The 18,393-nt window shown below is 66.8% G+C and carries 18 protein-coding genes; 8 read left to right on the top strand and 10 right to left on the bottom strand.

Going from position 1 to position 18,393, the window contains the following annotated elements:
• Positions 1 to 655: 655 nt before the first annotated feature.
• Positions 656 to 1,411, bottom strand: coding sequence for an SDR family NAD(P)-dependent oxidoreductase (locus Q0Q48_RS08950; RefSeq protein WP_295136764.1), 756 nt, complete (start codon positions 1,409 to 1,411; stop codon positions 656 to 658).
• A 16-nt stretch (positions 1,412 to 1,427) separates the two neighbouring features.
• Complete coding sequence (locus tag Q0Q48_RS08945) at positions 1,428 to 2,405, bottom strand: NADPH:quinone oxidoreductase family protein (RefSeq protein ID WP_295136762.1); 978 nt, start codon at positions 2,403 to 2,405, stop codon at positions 1,428 to 1,430.
• Positions 2,406 to 2,512: 107 nt separating this feature from the next.
• Between Q0Q48_RS08945 and Q0Q48_RS08940 the strand changes: the two genes are divergently transcribed.
• Genes Q0Q48_RS08940 through Q0Q48_RS08925 form a run of 4 tightly spaced genes read left to right on the top strand, consistent with a single transcriptional unit; the run spans position 2,513 to position 5,593 of the window.
• Positions 2,513 to 2,968, top strand: a complete 456-nt coding sequence (locus tag Q0Q48_RS08940; RefSeq protein ID WP_295136760.1) for a MaoC family dehydratase — start codon at positions 2,513 to 2,515, stop codon at positions 2,966 to 2,968.
• Between the two features lie 4 nt (positions 2,969 to 2,972).
• Positions 2,973 to 3,836, top strand: a complete 864-nt coding sequence (locus Q0Q48_RS08935; RefSeq protein WP_295136758.1) for a CoA ester lyase — start codon at positions 2,973 to 2,975, stop codon at positions 3,834 to 3,836.
• Complete coding sequence (locus Q0Q48_RS08930) at positions 3,833 to 4,459, top strand: exopolysaccharide biosynthesis protein (protein WP_295136756.1); 627 nt, start codon at positions 3,833 to 3,835, stop codon at positions 4,457 to 4,459. Before Q0Q48_RS08935 ends, Q0Q48_RS08930 begins: the two co-directional genes overlap by 4 nt.
• Before the next feature lie 21 nt (positions 4,460 to 4,480).
• The gene (locus Q0Q48_RS08925) at positions 4,481 to 5,593 is read left to right on the top strand and encodes an aromatic ring-hydroxylating dioxygenase subunit alpha (protein ID WP_295136754.1); all 1,113 of its coding nucleotides are present in this window, start codon (positions 4,481 to 4,483) and stop codon (positions 5,591 to 5,593) included.
• A gap of 37 nt (positions 5,594 to 5,630) precedes the next feature.
• Here Q0Q48_RS08925 and Q0Q48_RS08920 read toward each other — a convergent pair whose 3' ends face one another.
• From Q0Q48_RS08920 to Q0Q48_RS08910, 3 genes are read right to left on the bottom strand one after another with little or no spacing between them, the layout of a single operon-like run.
• Complete coding sequence (locus Q0Q48_RS08920; RefSeq protein WP_295136752.1) at positions 5,631 to 6,797, bottom strand: acyl-CoA dehydrogenase family protein; 1,167 nt, start codon at positions 6,795 to 6,797, stop codon at positions 5,631 to 5,633.
• Positions 6,798 to 6,807: 10 nt separating this feature from the next.
• Positions 6,808 to 7,728 (bottom strand): glutamate cyclase domain-containing protein, encoded by a 921-nt coding sequence (locus tag Q0Q48_RS08915; RefSeq protein WP_295136750.1) that lies wholly within the window; start codon positions 7,726 to 7,728, stop codon positions 6,808 to 6,810.
• Positions 7,709 to 9,952 carry a CHASE2 domain-containing protein gene (locus Q0Q48_RS08910; protein ID WP_295136748.1) on the bottom strand — a complete coding sequence of 748 codons (2,244 nt, stop codon included), beginning with the start codon at positions 9,950 to 9,952 and terminating at the stop codon, positions 7,709 to 7,711. The genes Q0Q48_RS08915 and Q0Q48_RS08910 overlap by 20 nt, the downstream gene beginning before the upstream one ends.
• 72 nt (positions 9,953 to 10,024) lie before the next feature.
• Between Q0Q48_RS08910 and Q0Q48_RS08905 the strand changes: the two genes are divergently transcribed.
• From Q0Q48_RS08905 to Q0Q48_RS08890, 4 genes are all read left to right on the top strand, one after another.
• Entirely contained in the window at positions 10,025 to 10,912 is an 888-nt protein-coding gene (locus tag Q0Q48_RS08905; protein ID WP_295136746.1) for a DMT family transporter, read from the top strand.
• Positions 10,913 to 10,969: 57 nt separating this feature from the next.
• Complete coding sequence (gene erpA, locus Q0Q48_RS08900; protein ID WP_295136744.1) at positions 10,970 to 11,302, top strand: iron-sulfur cluster insertion protein ErpA; 333 nt, start codon at positions 10,970 to 10,972, stop codon at positions 11,300 to 11,302.
• 170 nt (positions 11,303 to 11,472) lie between these two features.
• Positions 11,473 to 12,453 carry a tripartite tricarboxylate transporter substrate binding protein gene (locus Q0Q48_RS08895; protein WP_295136742.1) on the top strand — a complete coding sequence of 327 codons (981 nt, stop codon included), beginning with the start codon at positions 11,473 to 11,475 and terminating at the stop codon, positions 12,451 to 12,453.
• 39 nt (positions 12,454 to 12,492) lie between these two features.
• Positions 12,493 to 13,281: an exodeoxyribonuclease III gene (locus tag Q0Q48_RS08890; RefSeq protein WP_295136740.1), complete on the top strand. Its 789-nt coding sequence runs from the start codon at positions 12,493 to 12,495 to the stop codon at positions 13,279 to 13,281.
• Positions 13,282 to 13,288: 7 nt separating this feature from the next.
• On the opposite strand, the gene Q0Q48_RS08885 is transcribed toward Q0Q48_RS08890, so the two are convergent.
• Genes Q0Q48_RS08885 through Q0Q48_RS08865 form a run of 5 tightly spaced genes read right to left on the bottom strand, consistent with a single transcriptional unit; the run spans position 13,289 to position 18,305 of the window.
• The gene (locus tag Q0Q48_RS08885) at positions 13,289 to 14,056 is read right to left on the bottom strand and encodes an SDR family NAD(P)-dependent oxidoreductase (protein WP_295136739.1); all 768 of its coding nucleotides are present in this window, start codon (positions 14,054 to 14,056) and stop codon (positions 13,289 to 13,291) included.
• A gap of 16 nt (positions 14,057 to 14,072) precedes the next feature.
• On the bottom strand, positions 14,073 to 15,326 hold the full coding sequence (locus Q0Q48_RS08880) for a hypothetical protein (RefSeq protein WP_295136737.1): 1,254 nt from the start codon (positions 15,324 to 15,326) through the stop codon (positions 14,073 to 14,075).
• Positions 15,327 to 15,347: 21 nt separating this feature from the next.
• Positions 15,348 to 16,349 carry an asparaginase gene (locus Q0Q48_RS08875; RefSeq protein ID WP_295136735.1) on the bottom strand — a complete coding sequence of 334 codons (1,002 nt, stop codon included), beginning with the start codon at positions 16,347 to 16,349 and terminating at the stop codon, positions 15,348 to 15,350.
• Complete coding sequence (locus tag Q0Q48_RS08870) at positions 16,346 to 17,053, bottom strand: protein phosphatase 2C domain-containing protein (protein ID WP_295136734.1); 708 nt, start codon at positions 17,051 to 17,053, stop codon at positions 16,346 to 16,348. Before Q0Q48_RS08870 ends, Q0Q48_RS08875 begins: the two co-directional genes overlap by 4 nt.
• A 16-nt stretch (positions 17,054 to 17,069) precedes the next feature.
• Entirely contained in the window at positions 17,070 to 18,305 is a 1,236-nt protein-coding gene (locus tag Q0Q48_RS08865) for a cytochrome P450 (protein WP_295136732.1), read from the bottom strand.
• Between the last annotated feature and the right edge of the window lie 88 nt (positions 18,306 to 18,393).

Here is an 18,393-nt window from a genome sequence, read left to right as displayed (position 1 = left end):
TCCGTTCAGCGGCCCAGCGGGGTCTGGAGGGCGCTTTTGCCGTCGCGTGCCGCATCGAAGAGGAAAGCGGCTCCGATGCCCGGACAGTCCCGGTCAGCGTCTGCTCGTTGGTGCTGGTGATTTCGGCGCGATGGCTACCGTCGATGCGACGGTGGGCAGTTGCGCCACGAGGTCAGTCTTCCGGGTGAACGGTGCTCAATGGCCGCGACGAGGCACGCGGCAACAGCGGCGACGAGAACGAGGGATCGGCAGTGTCATCGCCGCGCGTATCAAATGTTCTCAAAGACATCTCTCCTGTGAGAAGCGAGCCCTTGAGTTACTGATGAGCCGGACTTTGGATGTGCAAGCGTCAAATCTCGAGACGAACCGCCGACCGGAGTCGATACCGTTATCGGCTACTTGTTTCTGCCCGGAGCCTGGCGATGGTGCTGGCGGATGGTCGCGCACGGAGACGGCGGAGGCCTGCGGGTTAGATCGTCAGACGCTGCGCGATTGGGTTCGCCGGGTCGCGACAGGGCCCTCCATGGCGCAACCGGATGGCGCTGCCTCGATGAGTGAACGGTCGACAACATGCTGCGACGGATAGACTGCAGCCCCGCGCCCATAACGCCAGGACGGGTGGCGCCGCGTAGCAGGCTATTAAAAGTCCGGCGTCTCAGGTGCGCAATGTGAGGCCGCCATCCACCACCAGCTCGTGACCGGTGATGAAGTCGGCCTCGTCGGACGCGAGCAGCAACGCGCCACGGGCGATGTCGATCGGCTGGCCGAGCCGGCGCAGCGCCGCCTTCTTCTCCCAGACTTCGCGAATCTCCGGCTTGTCGAAGTTGGTCCGCGTCATTCCGCTGTAGATGGCGCCGGGGCAGACATAGTTGGCGGTGATATTGAACTTCCCGAGTTCCAGCGCCAGCGTGCGGGTGAGACCGCCGACGCCGGCTTTGGAGGCGCAGTAGGCCGCCAGGCCGTAGTCGGTGTCGAAGGCCATGACCGAGGCGGTGTTGACGATACGCGCGCGGCCCTTCTCTCTCGCCCGCGCCTTCAGGGCCGGGATGGCCTCGCGGCACAGGCGGAACATGCCGCGCACGTTCACGCCGTTTACCCGGTCCCACATCTCGTCGGTCATTTCCTCGACGAAGGCGCGACCGCTGACTCCGGCATTGTTGAACAGGATGTCGAGCGCACCGAAGCGGCCGAGGGCAGCCGCGACGATCTTCTTCGGCGCATCCTCGCCAGTGATGTCGGCCGCGAAGGCCTCGATCGACCCGTTGCCGGCATGGACGGTATCGATTGCCGAGTCCGGCCGGTCGACCGCCAGCACCTGGGCGCCCTCCTCGGCGAAGAGCCTGGCCGAGGCCTCCCCGATGCCGGACGCGGCACCGGTCACGATCGCGATCTTGCCGGCCAGTCTGCCCATGCAAGCCTCCCTGTTCTCAGGCGACCTCGATGATGACCTTGCCGGTCGCCTTGCGCGACAGCAGGGCGTTCATGGCCTCGGCCGCCTTCTCCAGCGGGAAGCGCATGGAGATATGCGGCTTCAGCTTGCCCTCGCCATACCAGGCCAGCATCTCGTCGAAGTTCTTGCGCGCCTCGGCCGGTTCGCGGCCACGCCAGGCGCCGTAGAATACGCCGCGCACGTCGCAGCTCTTCAGCAGCGCGAGGTTGGCCGGCAGTGAAGGGATGCGGCCCGCGGCGAATCCCACCACCAGCAGGCGCCCGTACCAGGCGATGCAGCGCACGGCCTCATCAAAGGCATCGCCGCCGACCGCGTCGTAGATGATGTCCGCGCCCGCGCCGCCCGTCAGCTCCTTGACCTTGTCGCGCATCTTCTCCTTGGCGTAGTTCACGAACATCGTGGCGCCGTACTTCCGGCAGATTTCCATCTTCTCGTCGGAGCCGACGGCGGCGATCACCTTGAGGCCCATCAGTGCGCCCAGCTCGACCGCGGTGAGGCCGACACCGCCCGAGGCGCCGGTGACCAGCAGCGTCTCGCCAGGCTTGTAGCTGCTGCGCTGCTTCAGCGCGTAGTACGACGTGCCGTAGGTCATGGTGAAGGCCGCACCATCTTCGTAGCTCATGTTCTTCGGCATCGGCAGGAGCTGAATCTCGTCGACGACGGCCTCGCTGGCATAGCCGCCATGGCCGATCATACCGATCACCCGATCGCCCACCTTGTAGCCCGTGACGCCTTCGCCCACCTCGGTGATATCGCCCGCGATCTCGTGACCCGGCGCGAACGGGCGCTGCGGCTTGAACTGGTACTTGTCCTGGATGATCAGCGTATCGGGGAAGTTGACGCCAGCCGCCCTGGTCGCGACGCGGACCTGCCCCTTGCCCAGCGGCTTGGACGGCATCTCCACCAGCTTCAGGCTCTCCGGCCCGCCCGGCGTTTCGCTCAGCATCGCGCGCATCGTCTCGCTCCCGTCATCGAAGTTTCGTTACGTGACGGCATTGATACGATGGCGAGCCGGCCAGCGTCCATCCATGCTAGGAAGGCTTCACTTCCGCGGGGAGAAAGATGGCAGGGCTCTATTACGAGGATTTCACCGTCGGCCGCGTGTTCGAGCATGAATGGACGCGCACCGTGACCGAGATGGACAATGTCCTGTTCAGCTCGCTCACCATGAACGTCCAGCCGCTGCATCTCGACGAGGAGTTCGCCTCGAAGACCGAGTTCGGCCAGCGCATCGTGAACAGCCTGTTCACCCTGGGCCTGATGATCGGCATCACCGTGAACGACACGACGCTCGGCACCACCATCGCCAATCTCGGCATGACCGACGTGCGCTTTCCCAAGCCGGTCTTCCACGGCGACACGGTTAGGGTGCGGACCCGCGTGGTGAGCCTGCGCGAAAGCAGGTCGCGGCCCGATGCCGGTATCGTCGAGTTCGCCCATACCGCGATCAACCAGCGCGACGAGATCGTCGCCGAGTGCACCCGCCAGGCGCTGATGCGCAAGAAACCCAAGGATTAGACAGATGCGTTCCTTCCTGTTCGTCCCCGCCGATTCGGAGCGCAAGCTCGCCAAGGGCCCCGCCTCGGGCGCCGATGGGCTGATCCTCGATCTCGAGGATTCGGTCGCGACCGACCGCAAGATGATCGCGCGCGACATGGCACTGGCCTACCTGAGGAGTGCCGACCGGGCCGGCCCCAAGCTTTACGTGCGCGTCAACGCGCTCGACACCGGCCTGACCCTGGGCGACCTCGCCGTCGTCATGCAGGGCAAGCCCGACGGCATCGTATTCCCGAAATGCGTCGGCCAGGCCGATCTCGACCTGATGTCGACCTATCTCGACGCGTTCGAAGCGCGCGAGGGCATCGCTGCCGGCACGACACGCATCCTCACCATCGCCACCGAGAGCGCCGCCGCCATCCTGGCGCTCACCGCCGCACCGGCGAAGCATCCCCGCCTGATCGGTCATTCCTGGGGCGGCGAGGATCTCATGGCCGATCTCGGTGCGCTCGCGAAGGGTCCCTCGCCCGGCGTCTACGACGACACGTTCAAGCTCGCCCGCACCGTAAACCTGATGGCCTCGGTCGCGGCCGGCGTCACCGCCTACGACACGGTCTATCCTGACATCCGCAACGTCGAGGGGCTGCGTGCCGAGGCGCAGGATGCTCGGCGCATGGGTTACGGAGGCAAGATCGCGATCCATCCCGACCAGGTCGCCATCATCCACGAGGTCTTCACGCCGACCGAAGCCGAGATCGAGTGGGCCAATCGAGTCATTGCGACCTTCGAGGGCAATCCGGGCGCTGGCGTCCTGACCCTGGACGGCAAGATGCTCGACAAGCCGCATCTCGTGCTGGCCCGCCGGCTGGTCTCGCGGATGGGTGGATGAAGGACAATTTCGGCCTTCTGGACACGCTCGATCGGCTGTTCAGCGGCGACCGTCGGTCCGTCCTCACGTTGAACGAATTCCTCCAGGAGCTCGAAGGGCGGTCCTATGCCTTCGCCGTCCTGGCGCTGAACATCGCGAATGTCGTTCCGACCGGCATTCCATGGCTGTCGACGATCACGGGTGCGCCGATGCTCTACCTCCTGGCGCAATACTTCGCCGGAAGGCCGGTGCCCTCCCTCCCTCTCACGATCGGCAAACGGGGCCTGCCGCGCGGCAAGCTGCAGGATTTCCTCGACCGCGCCCGGCGCTTCATCCGCTGGCTCGAGAACACCGTCCATGCACGCTACGAATGGTGGGTAAACGGCCTGCCCCGCCGGCTGCTGCTGCTGGCCTGGTCGCTGGATGTCCTGATCCTCGCGTTGCCGATTCCCTTCGACAACTTCTTCCCCGCCTGGGCCATCCTCTTCTTCTGTTTCGCCCTCATCGAGGATGACGGATTGATGGCCATGCTGGGGTGGCTCCTGACCGCCATCACCGCCTGCTGGACCGTGTTTCTCCTGATGATCGGCCATGCCGCAATCTCGGCCGCAATTTCGACCCTGCGGGGGATTATCTTCGGCTAGCCATCATCGTGAGCTGTCGCCATGACAAATCGTGCCAACGCTTCCCCCGATCTCCTTGCCGCGCTCGATCGCGGTGAGTCTCTCCCGGCTCGCTGGTACACCGACCCGTCGATCACCGAGCGCGAGATCGCGCAGATCTTCCGCAGGAGCTGGAACTATGTCGGTCCCCTCTCGCAGCTCGTCGAGATCGGCGACTACGTGACCGGCTATGCAGGCGGCGTGCCCGTGGCGGTCGTGCGCAACGAGGCCGGCCTGGCGGGCCTCGTGAACGTGTGCCGTCATCGCCGGCACGAAGTCCTGAAAGGCCGCGGCAATGCGAAGAGCCTGCAATGCGGCTACCACGCCTGGACCTACGATCTGGCCGGCGGGCTGAAGCGCGTGCCACGCTCGCGGACGGAGCCGAACTTGAATCTCGCCGATTTCCCGCTGGTGCCGATCCGCACCGAAGCGCTGGGACCGTTCGTCTTCGTCAACCTCGACCCGGATGCGCCAACGGCTGCATCCTGCTACGGCCCGGTCTTGGACTTGATCACCGGCAGTGGCGTCGTACTCGACACGCTGGTGCATCGCAGCCGCGACGAGTGGCGCTCGAACGCCAACTGGAAGACGATGCTCGAGAACTATCTCGAATGCTATCACTGCGCCGTCGCCCATCCCGGCTTCAACGCTGCGATCGACGTGCGTCCGGACGTCTACACGCTGAAATCACGCGGCTATTTCTCGAGCCAGACCGGCCCGGTGCGTCCCGCCGCCCTTGCGGGCAGCAGCAAGATCGAGTTGTACGATGTGTCGGGTGCCGTGAGGCAGTCGCAGTATCACTTCCTGTGGCCGAACGTGACCATCAACATCAATCCGGGTTTTCCGAACCTGTCGATTGACGTCTGGACGCCGGACGGGCCGAACGCGACCAGGGGGTTCTCCGACCAGTTCTTCGGACCCGGCGTCAGCGACGCGTTCGCGAAGTCGCTCGTCGCCTTCAACAAGCAGGTCGCCGCGGAAGACGATGCCCTGACGGATTCGGTTCAGCGCGGCCTGTTGGGCGGGATTCCCGAGACGGGCCGTTTTCTCACCAACAGCGAGCACCTCATCATCCATTTCCAGAGGATGATCGTGGAGGCCGTCGGCGAATCCTAGGCCGCCGTCGTCTTTGCCCGTTTCTGCCGCGGCCTACCTAATAAGACCGCGGCAGCCCGAGCACGTGCTCAGCGACGAAGTTCAGGACCATGTTGGTCGAGATCGGCGCCACCGTGTAGAGACGGGCTTCGCGGAACTTGCGCTCGACATCGTATTCCTCGGCGAAGCCGAAGCCGCCATGCGTCTGCACGCACATCTCGGCTGCAGCCCATGAGGCCTCCGAGGCCAGCATCTTGGCCATGTTGGCTTCGGCGCCGGCATTGATGCCAGCCTCGTACATGGAAGCCGCCTTTCGCACCATCAGGTCCGCCGCCTCGATCTGCGTATAGGCGCGCGCGATAGGGTACTGGACGCCCTGGTTCTGGCCGATCGCGCGGCCGAACAGCTTGCGCTCCTTGGCGTAGTTCACGGCCCTCTCGATGAACCACCTGCCGTCGCCGATGCACTCCGAGGCAATCAGCACGCGCTCGGCGTTCATGCCGGAGAGGATGTAGCGGAAGCCCTGCCCCTCCTCGCCGATCAAGTTCTCGGCCGACACTTCCATGTTGTCGAAGAACACTTCGGTGCTGTTGTGGTTCATCATCGTGCGGATCGGCCGGATGGTGAGCCCCTTGCCCAGCGCCGAGCGCATGTCGACCAGGAACACCGACAGGCCGTCGGTCTTCTTCTTGGTTTGGTCGCGCGGCGTGGTGCGGGCGAGCAGCAGCATCAGGTCGGAATGCTCGGCGCGGCTGGTCCACACCTTCTGGCCGTTCACGACGTAAGTGCTGTTATCCTTCTTCACCGCCGTGGTGCGGAGGCTGAGCGTGTCGGTGCCGCTGGTCGGCTCGGTCACGCCGAAGGCCTGCAGGCGCAGCTCGCCGGTGGCGATCTTCGGCAGGTAGCGTTCCTTCTGCTCCTTGCTGCCGTGCCGCAGCACCGTGCCCATGATGTACATCTGGGCGTGACAGGCGGCGGCGTTGCAGCCGGCCTTGTGGATCTCTTCCAGCACCGCGCTGGCCGCCGAAATGCCGAGCCCCGCGCCGCCGTACTCCTCGGGGATCAGGATCGACAGCCAGCCGGCCTCGGTCAGCGCCTTCACGAACGCGGTCGGATAGCCGCGCTCGCGGTCGAGTTCGCGCCAGTAGGCGCCGTCGAACTTCAGGCAGAGCTGGCGAACGGCGTCGCGGATCTCGGGGTGCGTCGGAGCGTAGGGATTTTCCATGGCGCGCAAGCTAATGCGCGCCCTCTCCCCATGCAATGAGACCGAGCCGGTCAACCAGCGGCCCGTGAATGTCGGGCCCGAATCCGTCGACCGTGGCTTCACGAAGCGCGGTCACGCCGTCCACCGCGCCCGCTTCCTTCACGGTCGCCTGGGTGACCGACAGGTCGCGTTCCGCGGTCAGGAATTTCGCGATGGTCGGACGCCAGTCGGGACGCAGGACGGCGAGCGCCGCCATCAGCCCGTAAGCGCCCCAGTTGGAAACTCCGGCCACCACGAGGTGATCGCAGGAGGTCACGCAGGCGATCTCCGCGCCGTTGGGTACGTGCTCGGCGATCAGTCCGGCCGGAAGCCGTCCCATGCCGATCTCATTGCCACCGTCGCCGACTGCGAGCTTCGTCCAGTCGCCGCCCTCGAACAGCAGATCGAGCGGTGCGGTCCAGGGCGAGACATCGACCCCGCGCATGTTGCGCGGCCTGCCGTCGGCACTGCGCCCGCAGCGCTCGATCGCGACGACATGGGAGAGATGGTCCCGGCGCCAGAGCGCTATCGTCTCGTCGATGGCGCCCTCATGCCCGAGCACGATCTCGTCGACGGTCACGTCCTCGGCCGTCGCGCGCACGGCGGCACGCACCGCCTCTACGCTCGGCGTGTCGACGGCGATCCGGGCCGGCACGCCGCAGGCCGCAAGCGCCGCCGCCAGCAATGCGGTGCCCACCGGCCCGTCGGTCTCGGGCGCGGCCACGTCGCCGCGCGGCACGAAGAAGCCGGTTATCAGCCCCACGCGCGTGGCCGTCGCCAGCGACGCCGCCGCCCCGGCAAGGCCACCGCGATTGGCGTCGATCAGGGCCTGGGTCTTGCGGCCTACGTCGCGGCATACGAGGGCCTCGATGGCTGAGAGGCGATGATCCTGCTCACTTGTCCTTGGCGACATAAACTCCCTTCCAGTCCACCGGCGAATCGTCGATCAGCTCGTCGATACGTCCGCGCATCATGTCGTAGTAGGTCTGCCGCCAGCCCGCAGCCGCGGCCGCCGCCCGGCAGGCTCCGATCACCTCGAGCGCCTCGGCGAAGGCGCCGGCCCGGTAGAGCTTAAGGAACGCCGCCTGCTGCTCCACCAGCGCCGCATGGGCCGGCGATCTTGCGAGGTCGGCATCGCCCAGCAGCGCATAAATGCGCTCGGGTTCGGTCTTGCCCTTCACGGTAACGAGGTCGATCTCCAGCGTGGCATAGTCCTCGACCTCTTCCCGCGTCTTGCGGCCGACGATGATGCCGACCCCGTAGGTCTTGCACTGACCTTCGAGGCGCGAGGCGAGGTTCACGTCGTCGCCCAGGCACGAATAGGTGAAGCGCTGGGTCGAGCCGAAATTGCCGACCGAGGCCGGGCCCGTGTTCAGGCCGACACCGATGTTCACCGGGATATGCCTGCGGCCCTCGGCCTCCGCCTCGGCTTTCCATTCCTCGTTCAGCATGACCAGGCGCGCCTGCATGGCGAGCGCGGCGTCGCAGGCGCGTGCGGCGTGGCGCTCGACCGGCAGCGGTGCGTTCCAGAAGGCCATGATCGCGTCGCCCATGTACTTGTCGATCGTACCCCTGCGCGCGAGGATCAGGTCGGTCATCGGCGTCAGGAAGCGGTTCATGAACCGCGTCAGCCCGTGCGGATCGAACTGTTCGGAGATGGTGGTGAAGCCGCGCACGTCGGTGAACATCACCGTGATCTCGCGTAGCTCGCCGCCAAGCTGCAGCAGGCTCGGGTTGCGCGCGAGCTGCTCGACCAGGTCGGGCGACAGGTACATGCCGAAGGCGCCGCGGATCTCCGCCCGCTCCCGCTCCGTCCGCATGAAGGCGAGCGAGGTGCCGCCAACATAGATCGCCGCCAGCGTCACCGGCGGATAGATCGGATCGAACAGCAGGTGGTGCTGGGAATAGGCAAGCCAGGGCACGACCAGTCCAGCGCCGATCAGGATCGTAGCGACGAAGGCCATCTTTCCGGCCGACAGGCGCGGCAGCAGGACGACCATCAGCAGGCCCATGGCCGCGAGGTACAGGAATTCCGCCCCGTCGGCATAGTCGGGCCGTGCCAGAAACTTCTGCTCCAGCATCTGCTCGGCGAGCTGGGCATGGACCTCGACGCCCGGCACCCCGTCCTGCACCGGCGTGTTGCGCAGGTCCTTGAGGCCGATGGCGCTGGTGCCAACGAAGATCACCTGGCCTTCGAGCTGTTCCGCCGGCACCTCGTCCTTCAGTACGGCACGCGCCGAAATGTAGCGTTCCGGCTTGTGGCCGGTATCGTAGAGGATGACCCGGCCGCGGCCATCGGTCGGCACCTCGATGGCGCCGGTCTTGATGGCGACGATGCCGGTCTTCTCGCCGAACGACATCTCGCCGCTCGCGCCCGACGACTTGACCAGATAGGAGGACGCCTCCTGCGCCACCCGCAGCGCCTCGATCGACAGGGCCGGGAAAAGGCCCTCGTAGCCGGCGACACGGAACAGCATCGGCACGCGGCGGATCACGATGCTGTCGACATCGGTGTTCACGCTGCCGTTGCCCTTGGCCGCCGCCTCCAGGATGTCGAGGGACTTCACCGTGCCACCTTGCTGCGGCAGGAACTGGCTCGGCTGGTCGCCCGCGAAGGCGACGCCGTGGAAGGTGCGCGGCGGCTTGCCCGACCCCTTCAGGTCGAAGCCGAATCCCGTGACGACCCTCGACTGCGCCATGGCATCGGCCAGCACCTTGTCGTTGTCCTGCACCGCCGCCGCGAGCTTCTGGACGGTCTCGGGATCGGTGAAGGCCACGAGGTCACGCACCATCCGGCTGATCGACGAACGGTCTGGCTCGGCGAATACGGCGTCGAAGGCGACGACGGCGGCGCCCTTCTCGGTGAGCTTGTCCACCATTCGCGCGATGATCGTGCGCGGCCATGGCCATTGGCCGTATTCCAGCAGGGCCGCTTCGTCGATGTCGACGATGCGCACCGGCGTCTCGGGATTGTAGGGACGCGGCTCGAGGCGCTGATAGCCGTCGAAGGCGAAATCGCGGATGCGCGTCACCGCGCCGGGATCGGCGATCCGCAGCACGAGCGCGCCCAGCAGCACGAGCATGGCCGCGACGACAGGCGCCCGTCGCGAATTGATGCAGCGCAACAGCCAGCTCACGCGCTTTCGATCCCCTGATCCCCCACGAACGTCACTTTACAGAGTATGCAGCGCGAGCCAAATAGCGCGACCTTGACGCACGCCCCCAGCCAGACAGCCCTGCACGGCATCTATTTCAAGATGTGCGCTCTCGTGCTGTTCTGCACGATGGACGCGATGGTCAAGGGCCTGGGCGGCACCTACGGCTCCTTCCAGCTCATGGTCTTCCGCAGCGCCGTCGCCCTGCTGCCTGTCGCGGTGCTGATCTGGCACGCCGGCGGCCTGCGGGTGGTGCGCAGCAGCAAGCCGGGCCTGCAGGCGCTGAGGGTCTGTATCGGCTTCGGCAGCATGTTCGGCTTCTTCTATGCCTTTCCGCGCATGCCGCTGGTCGATGCCTATGCCATCTCCTTCGCGGCCCCCCTCTTCATGGTGGCGCTCTCCGTGCCGATCCTGCGCGAGCCGGTCGGCTGGCGGCGCTGGACGGCGGTCGGCGTGGGCTTTGCCGGCGTGCTCATCATGCTCGATCCCTTCGCGATCGAGTTCCACCAGGTCTCGCTGGTCATCCTGGCGGCGACTTTCTGCTACGCGCTTTCTACCGTGCTGGTCCGCAGGCTCAGCCGCCACGATCCCGACGTCGTGACCCTCTTTTGGTTCGCTGTCGTAGGCACCTTCGTCTCGATCGCCTGCGCGATCCCTGAATGGAAGTGGCCGCCGTTGATGGACTGGGTCTGGCTGCTGACACTCGGCCTGCTGGGTGGCTGTGCCCAGGTGCTGATCACGCGGGCCTGGCGTCTCGCCCCGGCCGCGGTGCTGGCGCCGTTCGACTATGCCTCTATCGTGCTCGCCGTCCTGTTCGGATACCTGTGGTTCCGGGAGGAGCCGTCCTGGACCGTCTGGTACGGCCTGCCCCTCGTCATCGGCTCGGGCCTCTATATTCTCCACCGCGAACGGGTCCGGGCGCGACAGCGCAAAAAGCCCTAATCTCCTAGGGTTTTTGTCGGGATTGACGAAACGCCCCGCCAACCACATCTTGTGGATATGATCGACACCACCTTCTCCGTGACCCCCAACGCGGCCAAGCGGATCGCCTTCCTGGCTTCCAAGGAGCCCAAGCCCGTCATGATGCGGGTGGCGGTCCTGGGCGGCGGCTGCTCGGGCTTCCAGTACAATTTCTCCTTCGAGGAAGCGCGCAACGACGATGACCTCGTGATCGAGCGCGACGGCGCCGCCGTCCTGGTCGACAGCACCTCGCTCGAGTTCCTGAAAGGCAGCCAGCTCGACTATGTCGAGGAAATGGTGGGCTCGGCGTTCCAGGTGAAGAACCCGAACGCCACCTCCTCCTGCGGCTGCGGCAACTCGTTCAGCGTGTAAGCCGAGCAAAGCTCGGCTGCTGAGCGGCAAGACATTGCGTAGCAATGTCTGGGAGCGCCGAAGGACGAACGGCCACTCATGAGATTGAAAGCGAGCGCATCCGCTTGGCGGCTGCACGTTCTTCTTCCCTGTCGGGCCGGCTGGTAGCGTGCCGTCGACAGGGAGTTCCAATGAACATCGGACGACGAACCTTCGCCTTCTCGGCGGCGAGCCTTCTTACCTTCCCCGCGACTGCTCAGGAGGCCTGGCCCGCCCGCCCCGTCACCCTCGTGGTGCCCTATCCGCCCGGCAATGCCGCCGACATCAGCGGCCGCATCCTGCTCGAACCGCTGTCGACCGAGATCGGCCAGCGCCTGGTCATCGACAATCGCGCCGGCGCCTCGGGCATCATGGGCAGCGCCTCCGTCGCCCGCGCCACGCCCAACGGCTACACGCTGCTGCTCACCTCCAATTCGCCGATCGCCAGCGGCCCGTGGGTCACGAAAAACGTGCCCTATGTGGTCGAGCGCGACTTCACGCCGATCGCCGGCATCGCGCGCGGCGCCCTGGTCCTGCTCGCCGCGTCCGACGTTCCAGTCAGCACCACCGCCGAGTTCGTGGCCTATGTGAAGGCCAATCCCGGCAAGACCAGCTACGGCTCGTTCGGCCAGGGCAACCTCAATCATCTCATCATGGAGATGCTGCGCCTGCGCCTCGGCCTCGACATGGTGCATGTCCCCTATCGCGGCAGCGGCCCGGCACAGCTCGACCTTGCCGCGGGGCGCATCCAGTTCCTGTTCGACGGCGCCCCCGGCGCACTGGCCCGCATCAAGGGTGGACAGGCCAAGGGCATCGCCGTCTCGACCCTCAAGCGCTCGCCCACCCTGCCCGACATGCCGACCCTGGCCGAGTCGGGCCTGCCCGAACTGCGTGGCATGGATGCCGGCGGCTGGGTCGGCATGTTCGGCCCCGCGCAGACACCGGCGCCAGTCGTCGAGCGCCTGAACGGCGCGGTGCGGGCCGTCATTCCCGCGGCACAGGCCAAGCTGCTCGAACAGGGTCTGGAGACCTTCACCGAAAACAGCCCCGCCGACATCGCGGCCTTCGTGCGCGCCGACAGCGAGAAATGGCGACAGGTCGTGCAGGACGCGAAGATCGAGCCACAGGACTGAGGCGTGCTATGAGGGCGGCAACAGAGGCAGCCTGAACTCATGAAAATCGCCACCTGGAACGTGAACTCCGTCCGCAAGCGCACCGGCAACCTGGTTTCGTGGCTGCAGGAAGCCAAGCCCGACATCGTCGTGCTGCAGGAGATCAAGGCGCAGGAGCCGCAGTTCCCCACGCTCGAGGTCGAGGCGGTGGGGTACAAGGCGGCGATCGTCGGCCAGAAGGGCTTCAACGGCGTCGCCTTCCTCTCGCACCACGCATTCGACGTAACGGCCCGCGTCCTGCCCGGCGCCGCCGAGGACGAACCGGCACGCTATGTCGAGGGGCGGGTCTATACGCCGCGCGGGCCGCTGACGGTCGGGGGGCTCTACCTGCCCAACGGCAATCCGGTCGGCACCGAGAAATTCGCCTACAAGCTAGACTGGATGAAGCGGCTGTTCGGCCATGCCCGCGATCTGCTGGCGCGCGAGGAGATGTTCGTGCTGTGCGGCGATTACAACGTCTGCCCGACCACCATGGACGTGTTCGATCCCAAGGCCTTCGCCAACGACGCGCTCTGCCAGCCCGAGTCGCGGGCGGCCTTCCGCAAGCTGCTCAATCTCGGCCTCACCGATGCGGTGCGGGCGTTCCATCCCGATGGCGAGCAGTACACCTTCTGGGACTATCAGGCCGGCGCCTGGGCAAAGGGCAACGGCCTGCGAATCGACCACCTGCTCCTGTCGCCGCAGGCTGCCGACCGGCTGACCGCGGTCGGCATCGACAAGGCCGAACGCGGCAAGACGGAGCCGTCGGATCACGTCCCCGTCTGGTGCGAGTTGGACGTTGCGGCGTAGCTGAACGCTACTCCGCGCCGGCGCCGATGACGCCGCCGTCGGCGATGATGCACTGGCCGCAGATGAAGTTGCCGGCCTTGGAGGCCAGGAACACCGCAACGCCACCGATGTCGTCGGGCTGGCCGATGCGCTTCAGGGCCGCCTTGCCCTCCTGCGCCGCGCGGATCTGCGGATTGTCCCACAGCGCCTTGGCGAAGTCGGTCTGGATCAGGCCGGGCGCGATGGCGTTGACGCGGATGTTGTGCTTGCCCCACTCCATGGCCAGCGACTTCACCAGAGAGAGGTCGGCCGCCTTGCTCATGTTGTAGGCGGCGATATGAGCCGAGCCGACCAGGGCGCCGATCGACGAGACGATGATGAACGCGCCGTCCCTGCGCTCCGCCATCTCCGGGCCGACCATGTTCATCAGCCACAGGTTCGACATCACGTTGTTCTGCATGATCTTCTGGAACACGTCGTCCTTCAGTCCCGACAGCGGGCCGAAATACGGATTGGAGGCGGCGTTGCAGACCATGATGTCGATTTTGCCATAGGCCTTGCGCGCCTCGGCCACGAGGTTCTCGAGCTGGGCCTTGTCGGAGATGCTGGCCGCGACCGCGATTGCCTCGCCGCCCCTGTCCTTGATCCCCTTCACCACCTCCTCGCAGGCCGGCAGCTTGCGGCTGGAGACGACGACCTTGGCGCCGTGCGCCGCCATTTGCTCGCAGATCGAGCGGCCGATGCCACGGCTGCCGCCGGTCACCACGGCCACCTTGCCGGTAAGGTCGAACATCATCGGTCGTCTCCTCGATTCATTTCGTCAGTAAAGCAATGAGTTCAACATGCGCCGACCAGAGGAATTGGTCGATAGGCATGAGTTTCTCCAGTCGGTATCCGCCATCCTGCAACGTGCGGACGTCGCGGGCGAAGCTGGCGGGGTCGCAGGAGGCGTAGACGATGCGTTTGACCTTCGAGGCGGCGAGTTCGGCGCATTGCGCGGCCGCACCTGCGCGCGGCGGATCGAGGACGACGGCGTCGAAGGCTTCGAGTTCCTTGGTGCTCAGCGGCCGGCGGAAGAGATCGCGGAGCTGCACGGTCACGCGGTTGCCACCCAGCTTGCGCGCAGCGGCGTCGACGGCCGTGACCGACGGCTTGTCATACTCGAACAGGCTGAGCCGGCCCGGCTTGCCGAGCGACAGCGCACCGATGCCGGCGAACAGGTCGGCGAGATGCGTCGCCTGCCCGGCCCACGCGTTGACGCCGGCGCGCATCACCAGCTCGGCACGCTTGGTCGCCTGCAGGAACGCGCCCGGCGGCGGCTCGATGGTCACGTCGCCCAGGATGAGCTGCGGCGTGCGGCGCACCAGCACCGGCTCGGCCGTCGCGCGGTCACCCCAGCTCACCCGCGCGAAGTCGGCGCTCTGGGCCAGCGTGATCAGCGTCTCGCGGATCGGCAGGGTGAGATCGAAGCGGCGGTGCGGGCGGATCAGCACATCGAGGCCGGTGTCGGTCTCGTTGACCACCGCGTCGGCCGAGGTGCCGTCGCGCAGGATCGCGGCCATGGCCGAGCGCAGCGGTGCGAGGGCGGCGTTGATCCTGGGGCGCGCCACAACGCAGGTGGCGATGTCGACGACGCTCTGGCTCGCGCGCTCGTGGAAGCCGGCCAGGATCCGCTTCCCCTCGCGCCGCAGCACGATGTCGGCGCGGCGGCGCTCGCCCGGCTCGCAGCCGACCGGAGCCTCGAAGCGCGGCGCCTTCACGCCGCGCTGCGCCAGCGCCTTCGAGATCAGTGCGCTCTTCCAGCCGGTGTAGATGTCGCGGCGCCAGTGCTGCAGGGCGCAGCCGCCGCAGGTGCCAAAATGCGCGCAGGGCGGCGTCTCGCGATGGCGCGAAGGCGCCAGCACCTCCAGCAGCTCGCAGGCGATGCCGTCGCCGCGCTTGTCGAGCGGTTCGGCCTCGACCGTTTCGGCGGGCAGGCAGTAGGGCACGAAGTAGCGCTGGCCTTCGAGCTCGGCGACGCCGTCGCCGCGGGCGCCGACTTCCAGGATGTCGAGCGTGATGCTCACGATGCACACATGAGAGAGGGCTCAGCCCAGCCAGCTCTTCGCCGGCCTCATCTCGCCGACCAGCAGGCCGACCACATTCTTGATGGGCGGATGCAGCACCTCCTCGCGCTGCGCCGCCGGCAGCACGCCGAGATGATCGAGCAGCGCCGCCATCGCGACCTCGGCCGCGCGTCCCGCGCCGTCCCAGACCTTGAGCGCCACCCCGAGACCGAGCGTCGGCAGCATGCCGCAGAACACCCCCTCGGCGCCGGTCTTCACCTGGATCACGCCCGGCGCGGCCTCGTTGACGCGGGTGCAGAAGCGGCCGGTGCCCGCGACCATGAAGGGCTCGGCGTTCATCGCTTCGCGGATGCGATTGGCGGCGTCGGCGCGCTTGCTCGTGAGCCGCGACGGATCGGCCATCGAGGCCATCGCCCGGGCAAGACTCTTCAGCGGCGTGGCGAGCGTGGGAATGCCGCATCCGTCGATGCCATGCGGGAAGGCGTTGGCGTCGAGGCCGCACAGATCGCTCATCGTCTCGCGCAACCGGCGCTGCACCGGATGGTCGTACTTGATGTAGCCCTTGGTCGGCTCGCCGTAATGCACCGCCGTCGTCAGGAAGCCGCTGTGCTTGCCCGAGCAGTTGTTGAACGCCGCCGTCGGCAGGGTGTTGGCCCGGGCCAGCAGCTCGATGCTCGATTGCAGGCGTGGCGCATGGGTGCCGCATTCGAGATCGGCTTCGCTCAAACCGACCCTGGCGAGCCAGGCACGCACCGTCTCGACGTGCCGGGTCTCGCCGCTGTGCGAAGCGCAGGACAACGCGATGTGCTCGTCGGCCAGGCCGAAACGTTCGACCGCGCCGCTCTCGACGAAGGCCATCGCCTGGATCGGCTTGTTGGCCGAGCGCGGCAGGATCGCGGCCTCGATGTCGCCCCAGGACTCGACCACGGTGCCATCGGCCTTCACGACCGCGGCAATACCCTCGTGGCGGCTCTCGACGACCGGCCCGCGCGTGACTTCGATGACGACAGGACCCCGGCTCATCGTGCGCGCTCCATTTTAACCACGGTAATATTGTCCTGATGTGCCTTGGCGGTCGCCAGCACGGCCGCGATGATGCGCTCCACCGGCAGCGACGCCTGCGCCAGCAGCTGTTCGCTGTTGAGACTGTGCACGCCGTCACTGCACACCAGCAGGCGAGCGTCCGGCCCCAGCCGGCGACTGCCGCGGTCGATCAGGGTCAAGGGCTCGCCCATTACCGCCTCGCGCAACGTGTGCCGGCCCGGGTGATGCTCGGCATCCTCGGCCGAGAGCATCCCGCGGGCGACCAGCGCGTCGATCTGCGGCGCCATCGAATGATCGGCATTGAGCCGGACGAGCTTGCCGGACTCGATAAGGTAGAAGGGCGAATCGCCGACGCTAATCCAGCGTACCTCGTCGCCGCGCAGCTGGGCCGCCACCAGGGTGGCGCCCATGCCGGTGAGTTCGTGCCGCGCGAGGGCGCCACGGCCCACCGCCTGGTTGGCGTCGCGCAGCCCGTCCTCCAGGCCGCCGCCCTGTTCCACCGCATGGATGAAGGCATCGACGGCGAGCTGGCTCGCGACCGCGCCGCCGGCATGTCCGCCCATCCCGTCGGCCACCACCGCCAACAACGAGCCGTCGCCCAGCGTCACCAGACGCCAACTGTCTTCCTGGTAAGGACGGGCGCCCTGATGCTGGCCGCCCTCGCCCCGCCACCGCGTCGTCATGTGTTCCGCGAATCCTTCAGTGCCAGACGGCCGGAAGTGTGCTGAGGCCGCGCAGAGTGAAGCTGCGGCGCCAGGCGGGGGTGTCCTTCTCGGGCAATGTCATGTTCGGCATCCGCTCGATCAGCGCCGCGAAGACCAGTTCGGCTTCCAGCCGGGCGAGCTGCGCGCCCAGGCAGTGATGGATGCCACCGCCGAACGACATCGGCCGTACGTGCTCGCGCCCGACGTCGAGCCGGTCGGGATCGGGATACTGCGCCGGATCGCGATTGGCCGCGCCCAGCAGGGCGACGATGCTCTGCTCCGCGCCGATCGTCACGCCGCCCAGCTCGACCTCGGCGTGGGTGACACGGCCGGTGATCTGCACCGACGAGTCGTAGCGCAGCAGCTCCTCGACGGCGTTCGGGATCAGCGACGGATCCGCCTTGAGGCGTTCCCACTGATCGGGGTTGCGATGCAGCGCCAGCAGGCCGTTGCCGATCAGGTTGGTGGTGGTCTCGTGCCCGGCACCGAACAGCAGGCCGATATTCGCCTGCAATTCCTCGGCCGACAGCTTGTCGCCCGCCTCCTCCGCCTTGACCAGCTCGGTCGTGAGATCGTCGCGCGGCTCGCGCCGGCGCAGCTCGCACAGCTGGTTGAAATAGACGCCGGCCATCTGGGTGTTCCGGTTGGCCTGGTCGAGCTCCTCGCGGGTCATCGGAACCGGTTCGAGGATGCGGCCGTTGACGTTGCTGCCCGCCAGGAACGGCGCGCGATGCTCCTCGGGAATGCCCAGCATGTCGCAGATCACGATGACCGGCAGCCGGTGCGCCAGGTCGCGCATCACGTCCATCTCGCCCTTGTCGGCGACCCGGTCGAGCTGCTCGTCCACCAGTTCCTTGATGCGCGGCCGCATGTCCGCCACCCGGCGCGCCGTGAAGGCCTTGGTGACCAGTCCGCGCAGCCGCGTGTGGTCGGGCGGGTCCTGTACCAGCATGGTCTTCGCGAGACTCGCCACGGCGGGCTCGTCCATGCGGTCGGCGCCGTAACGACGGCGCATGTTGCCTTCGAAGTCCTTGCCGAAGCGCTTGTCGCGCAGGGACAGCGCCACGTCCTCGTAGCGCGTGATCAGCCAGAAACCCTGCGGCGTCTTCAGGACCGGGGCCCCTTCCCGCAGCCGGCGATAAAACGGATACGGATCGGCGATGAAGGCCGGGTCGAGCGGGTTGAACTCGAGGTCCTTCGCAGGGGCGGTCGGCTGGGCGATGGTGTCCATCCTTCTCCTCTACCACGAAGCCCCTTGCCGCGCGAACGAACCAGCCCCTAGCATCGCGTCATGTTTGCACTACCCCCGAAGGCTCCAC

The organism is uncultured Reyranella sp. (assembly GCF_945957355.1).
GTDB lineage: Bacteria > Pseudomonadota > Alphaproteobacteria > Reyranellales > Reyranellaceae > Reyranella.
The sequence above is the reverse complement of the archived record's forward strand: the minus strand, read 5'-3'. Positions and strand labels throughout refer to the sequence as shown.

Coding starts and splice junctions, on each gene's coding strand:
- Q0Q48_RS08950 (WP_295136764.1), bottom strand. CDS start 1,411: ATGGGCAGACTGGCCGGCAAGATCGCGATCGTGACCGGTGCCGCGTCC.
- Q0Q48_RS08945 (WP_295136762.1), bottom strand. CDS start 2,405: ATGCGCGCGATGCTGAGCGAAACGCCGGGCGGGCCGGAGAGCCTGAAG.
- Q0Q48_RS08940 (WP_295136760.1), top strand. CDS start 2,513: ATGGCAGGGCTCTATTACGAGGATTTCACCGTCGGCCGCGTGTTCGAG.
- Q0Q48_RS08935 (WP_295136758.1), top strand. CDS start 2,973: ATGCGTTCCTTCCTGTTCGTCCCCGCCGATTCGGAGCGCAAGCTCGCC.
- Q0Q48_RS08930 (WP_295136756.1), top strand. CDS start 3,833: ATGAAGGACAATTTCGGCCTTCTGGACACGCTCGATCGGCTGTTCAGC.
- Q0Q48_RS08925 (WP_295136754.1), top strand. CDS start 4,481: ATGACAAATCGTGCCAACGCTTCCCCCGATCTCCTTGCCGCGCTCGAT.
- Q0Q48_RS08920 (WP_295136752.1), bottom strand. CDS start 6,797: ATGGAAAATCCCTACGCTCCGACGCACCCCGAGATCCGCGACGCCGTT.
- Q0Q48_RS08915 (WP_295136750.1), bottom strand. CDS start 7,728: ATGTCGCCAAGGACAAGTGAGCAGGATCATCGCCTCTCAGCCATCGAG.
- erpA (WP_295136744.1), top strand. CDS start 10,970: ATGATCGACACCACCTTCTCCGTGACCCCCAACGCGGCCAAGCGGATC.
- Q0Q48_RS08895 (WP_295136742.1), top strand. CDS start 11,473: ATGAACATCGGACGACGAACCTTCGCCTTCTCGGCGGCGAGCCTTCTT.
- Q0Q48_RS08890 (WP_295136740.1), top strand. CDS start 12,493: ATGAAAATCGCCACCTGGAACGTGAACTCCGTCCGCAAGCGCACCGGC.
- Q0Q48_RS08885 (WP_295136739.1), bottom strand. CDS start 14,056: ATGATGTTCGACCTTACCGGCAAGGTGGCCGTGGTGACCGGCGGCAGC.
- Q0Q48_RS08875 (WP_295136735.1), bottom strand. CDS start 16,349: ATGAGCCGGGGTCCTGTCGTCATCGAAGTCACGCGCGGGCCGGTCGTC.
- Q0Q48_RS08870 (WP_295136734.1), bottom strand. CDS start 17,053: ATGACGACGCGGTGGCGGGGCGAGGGCGGCCAGCATCAGGGCGCCCGT.
- Q0Q48_RS08865 (WP_295136732.1), bottom strand. CDS start 18,305: ATGGACACCATCGCCCAGCCGACCGCCCCTGCGAAGGACCTCGAGTTC.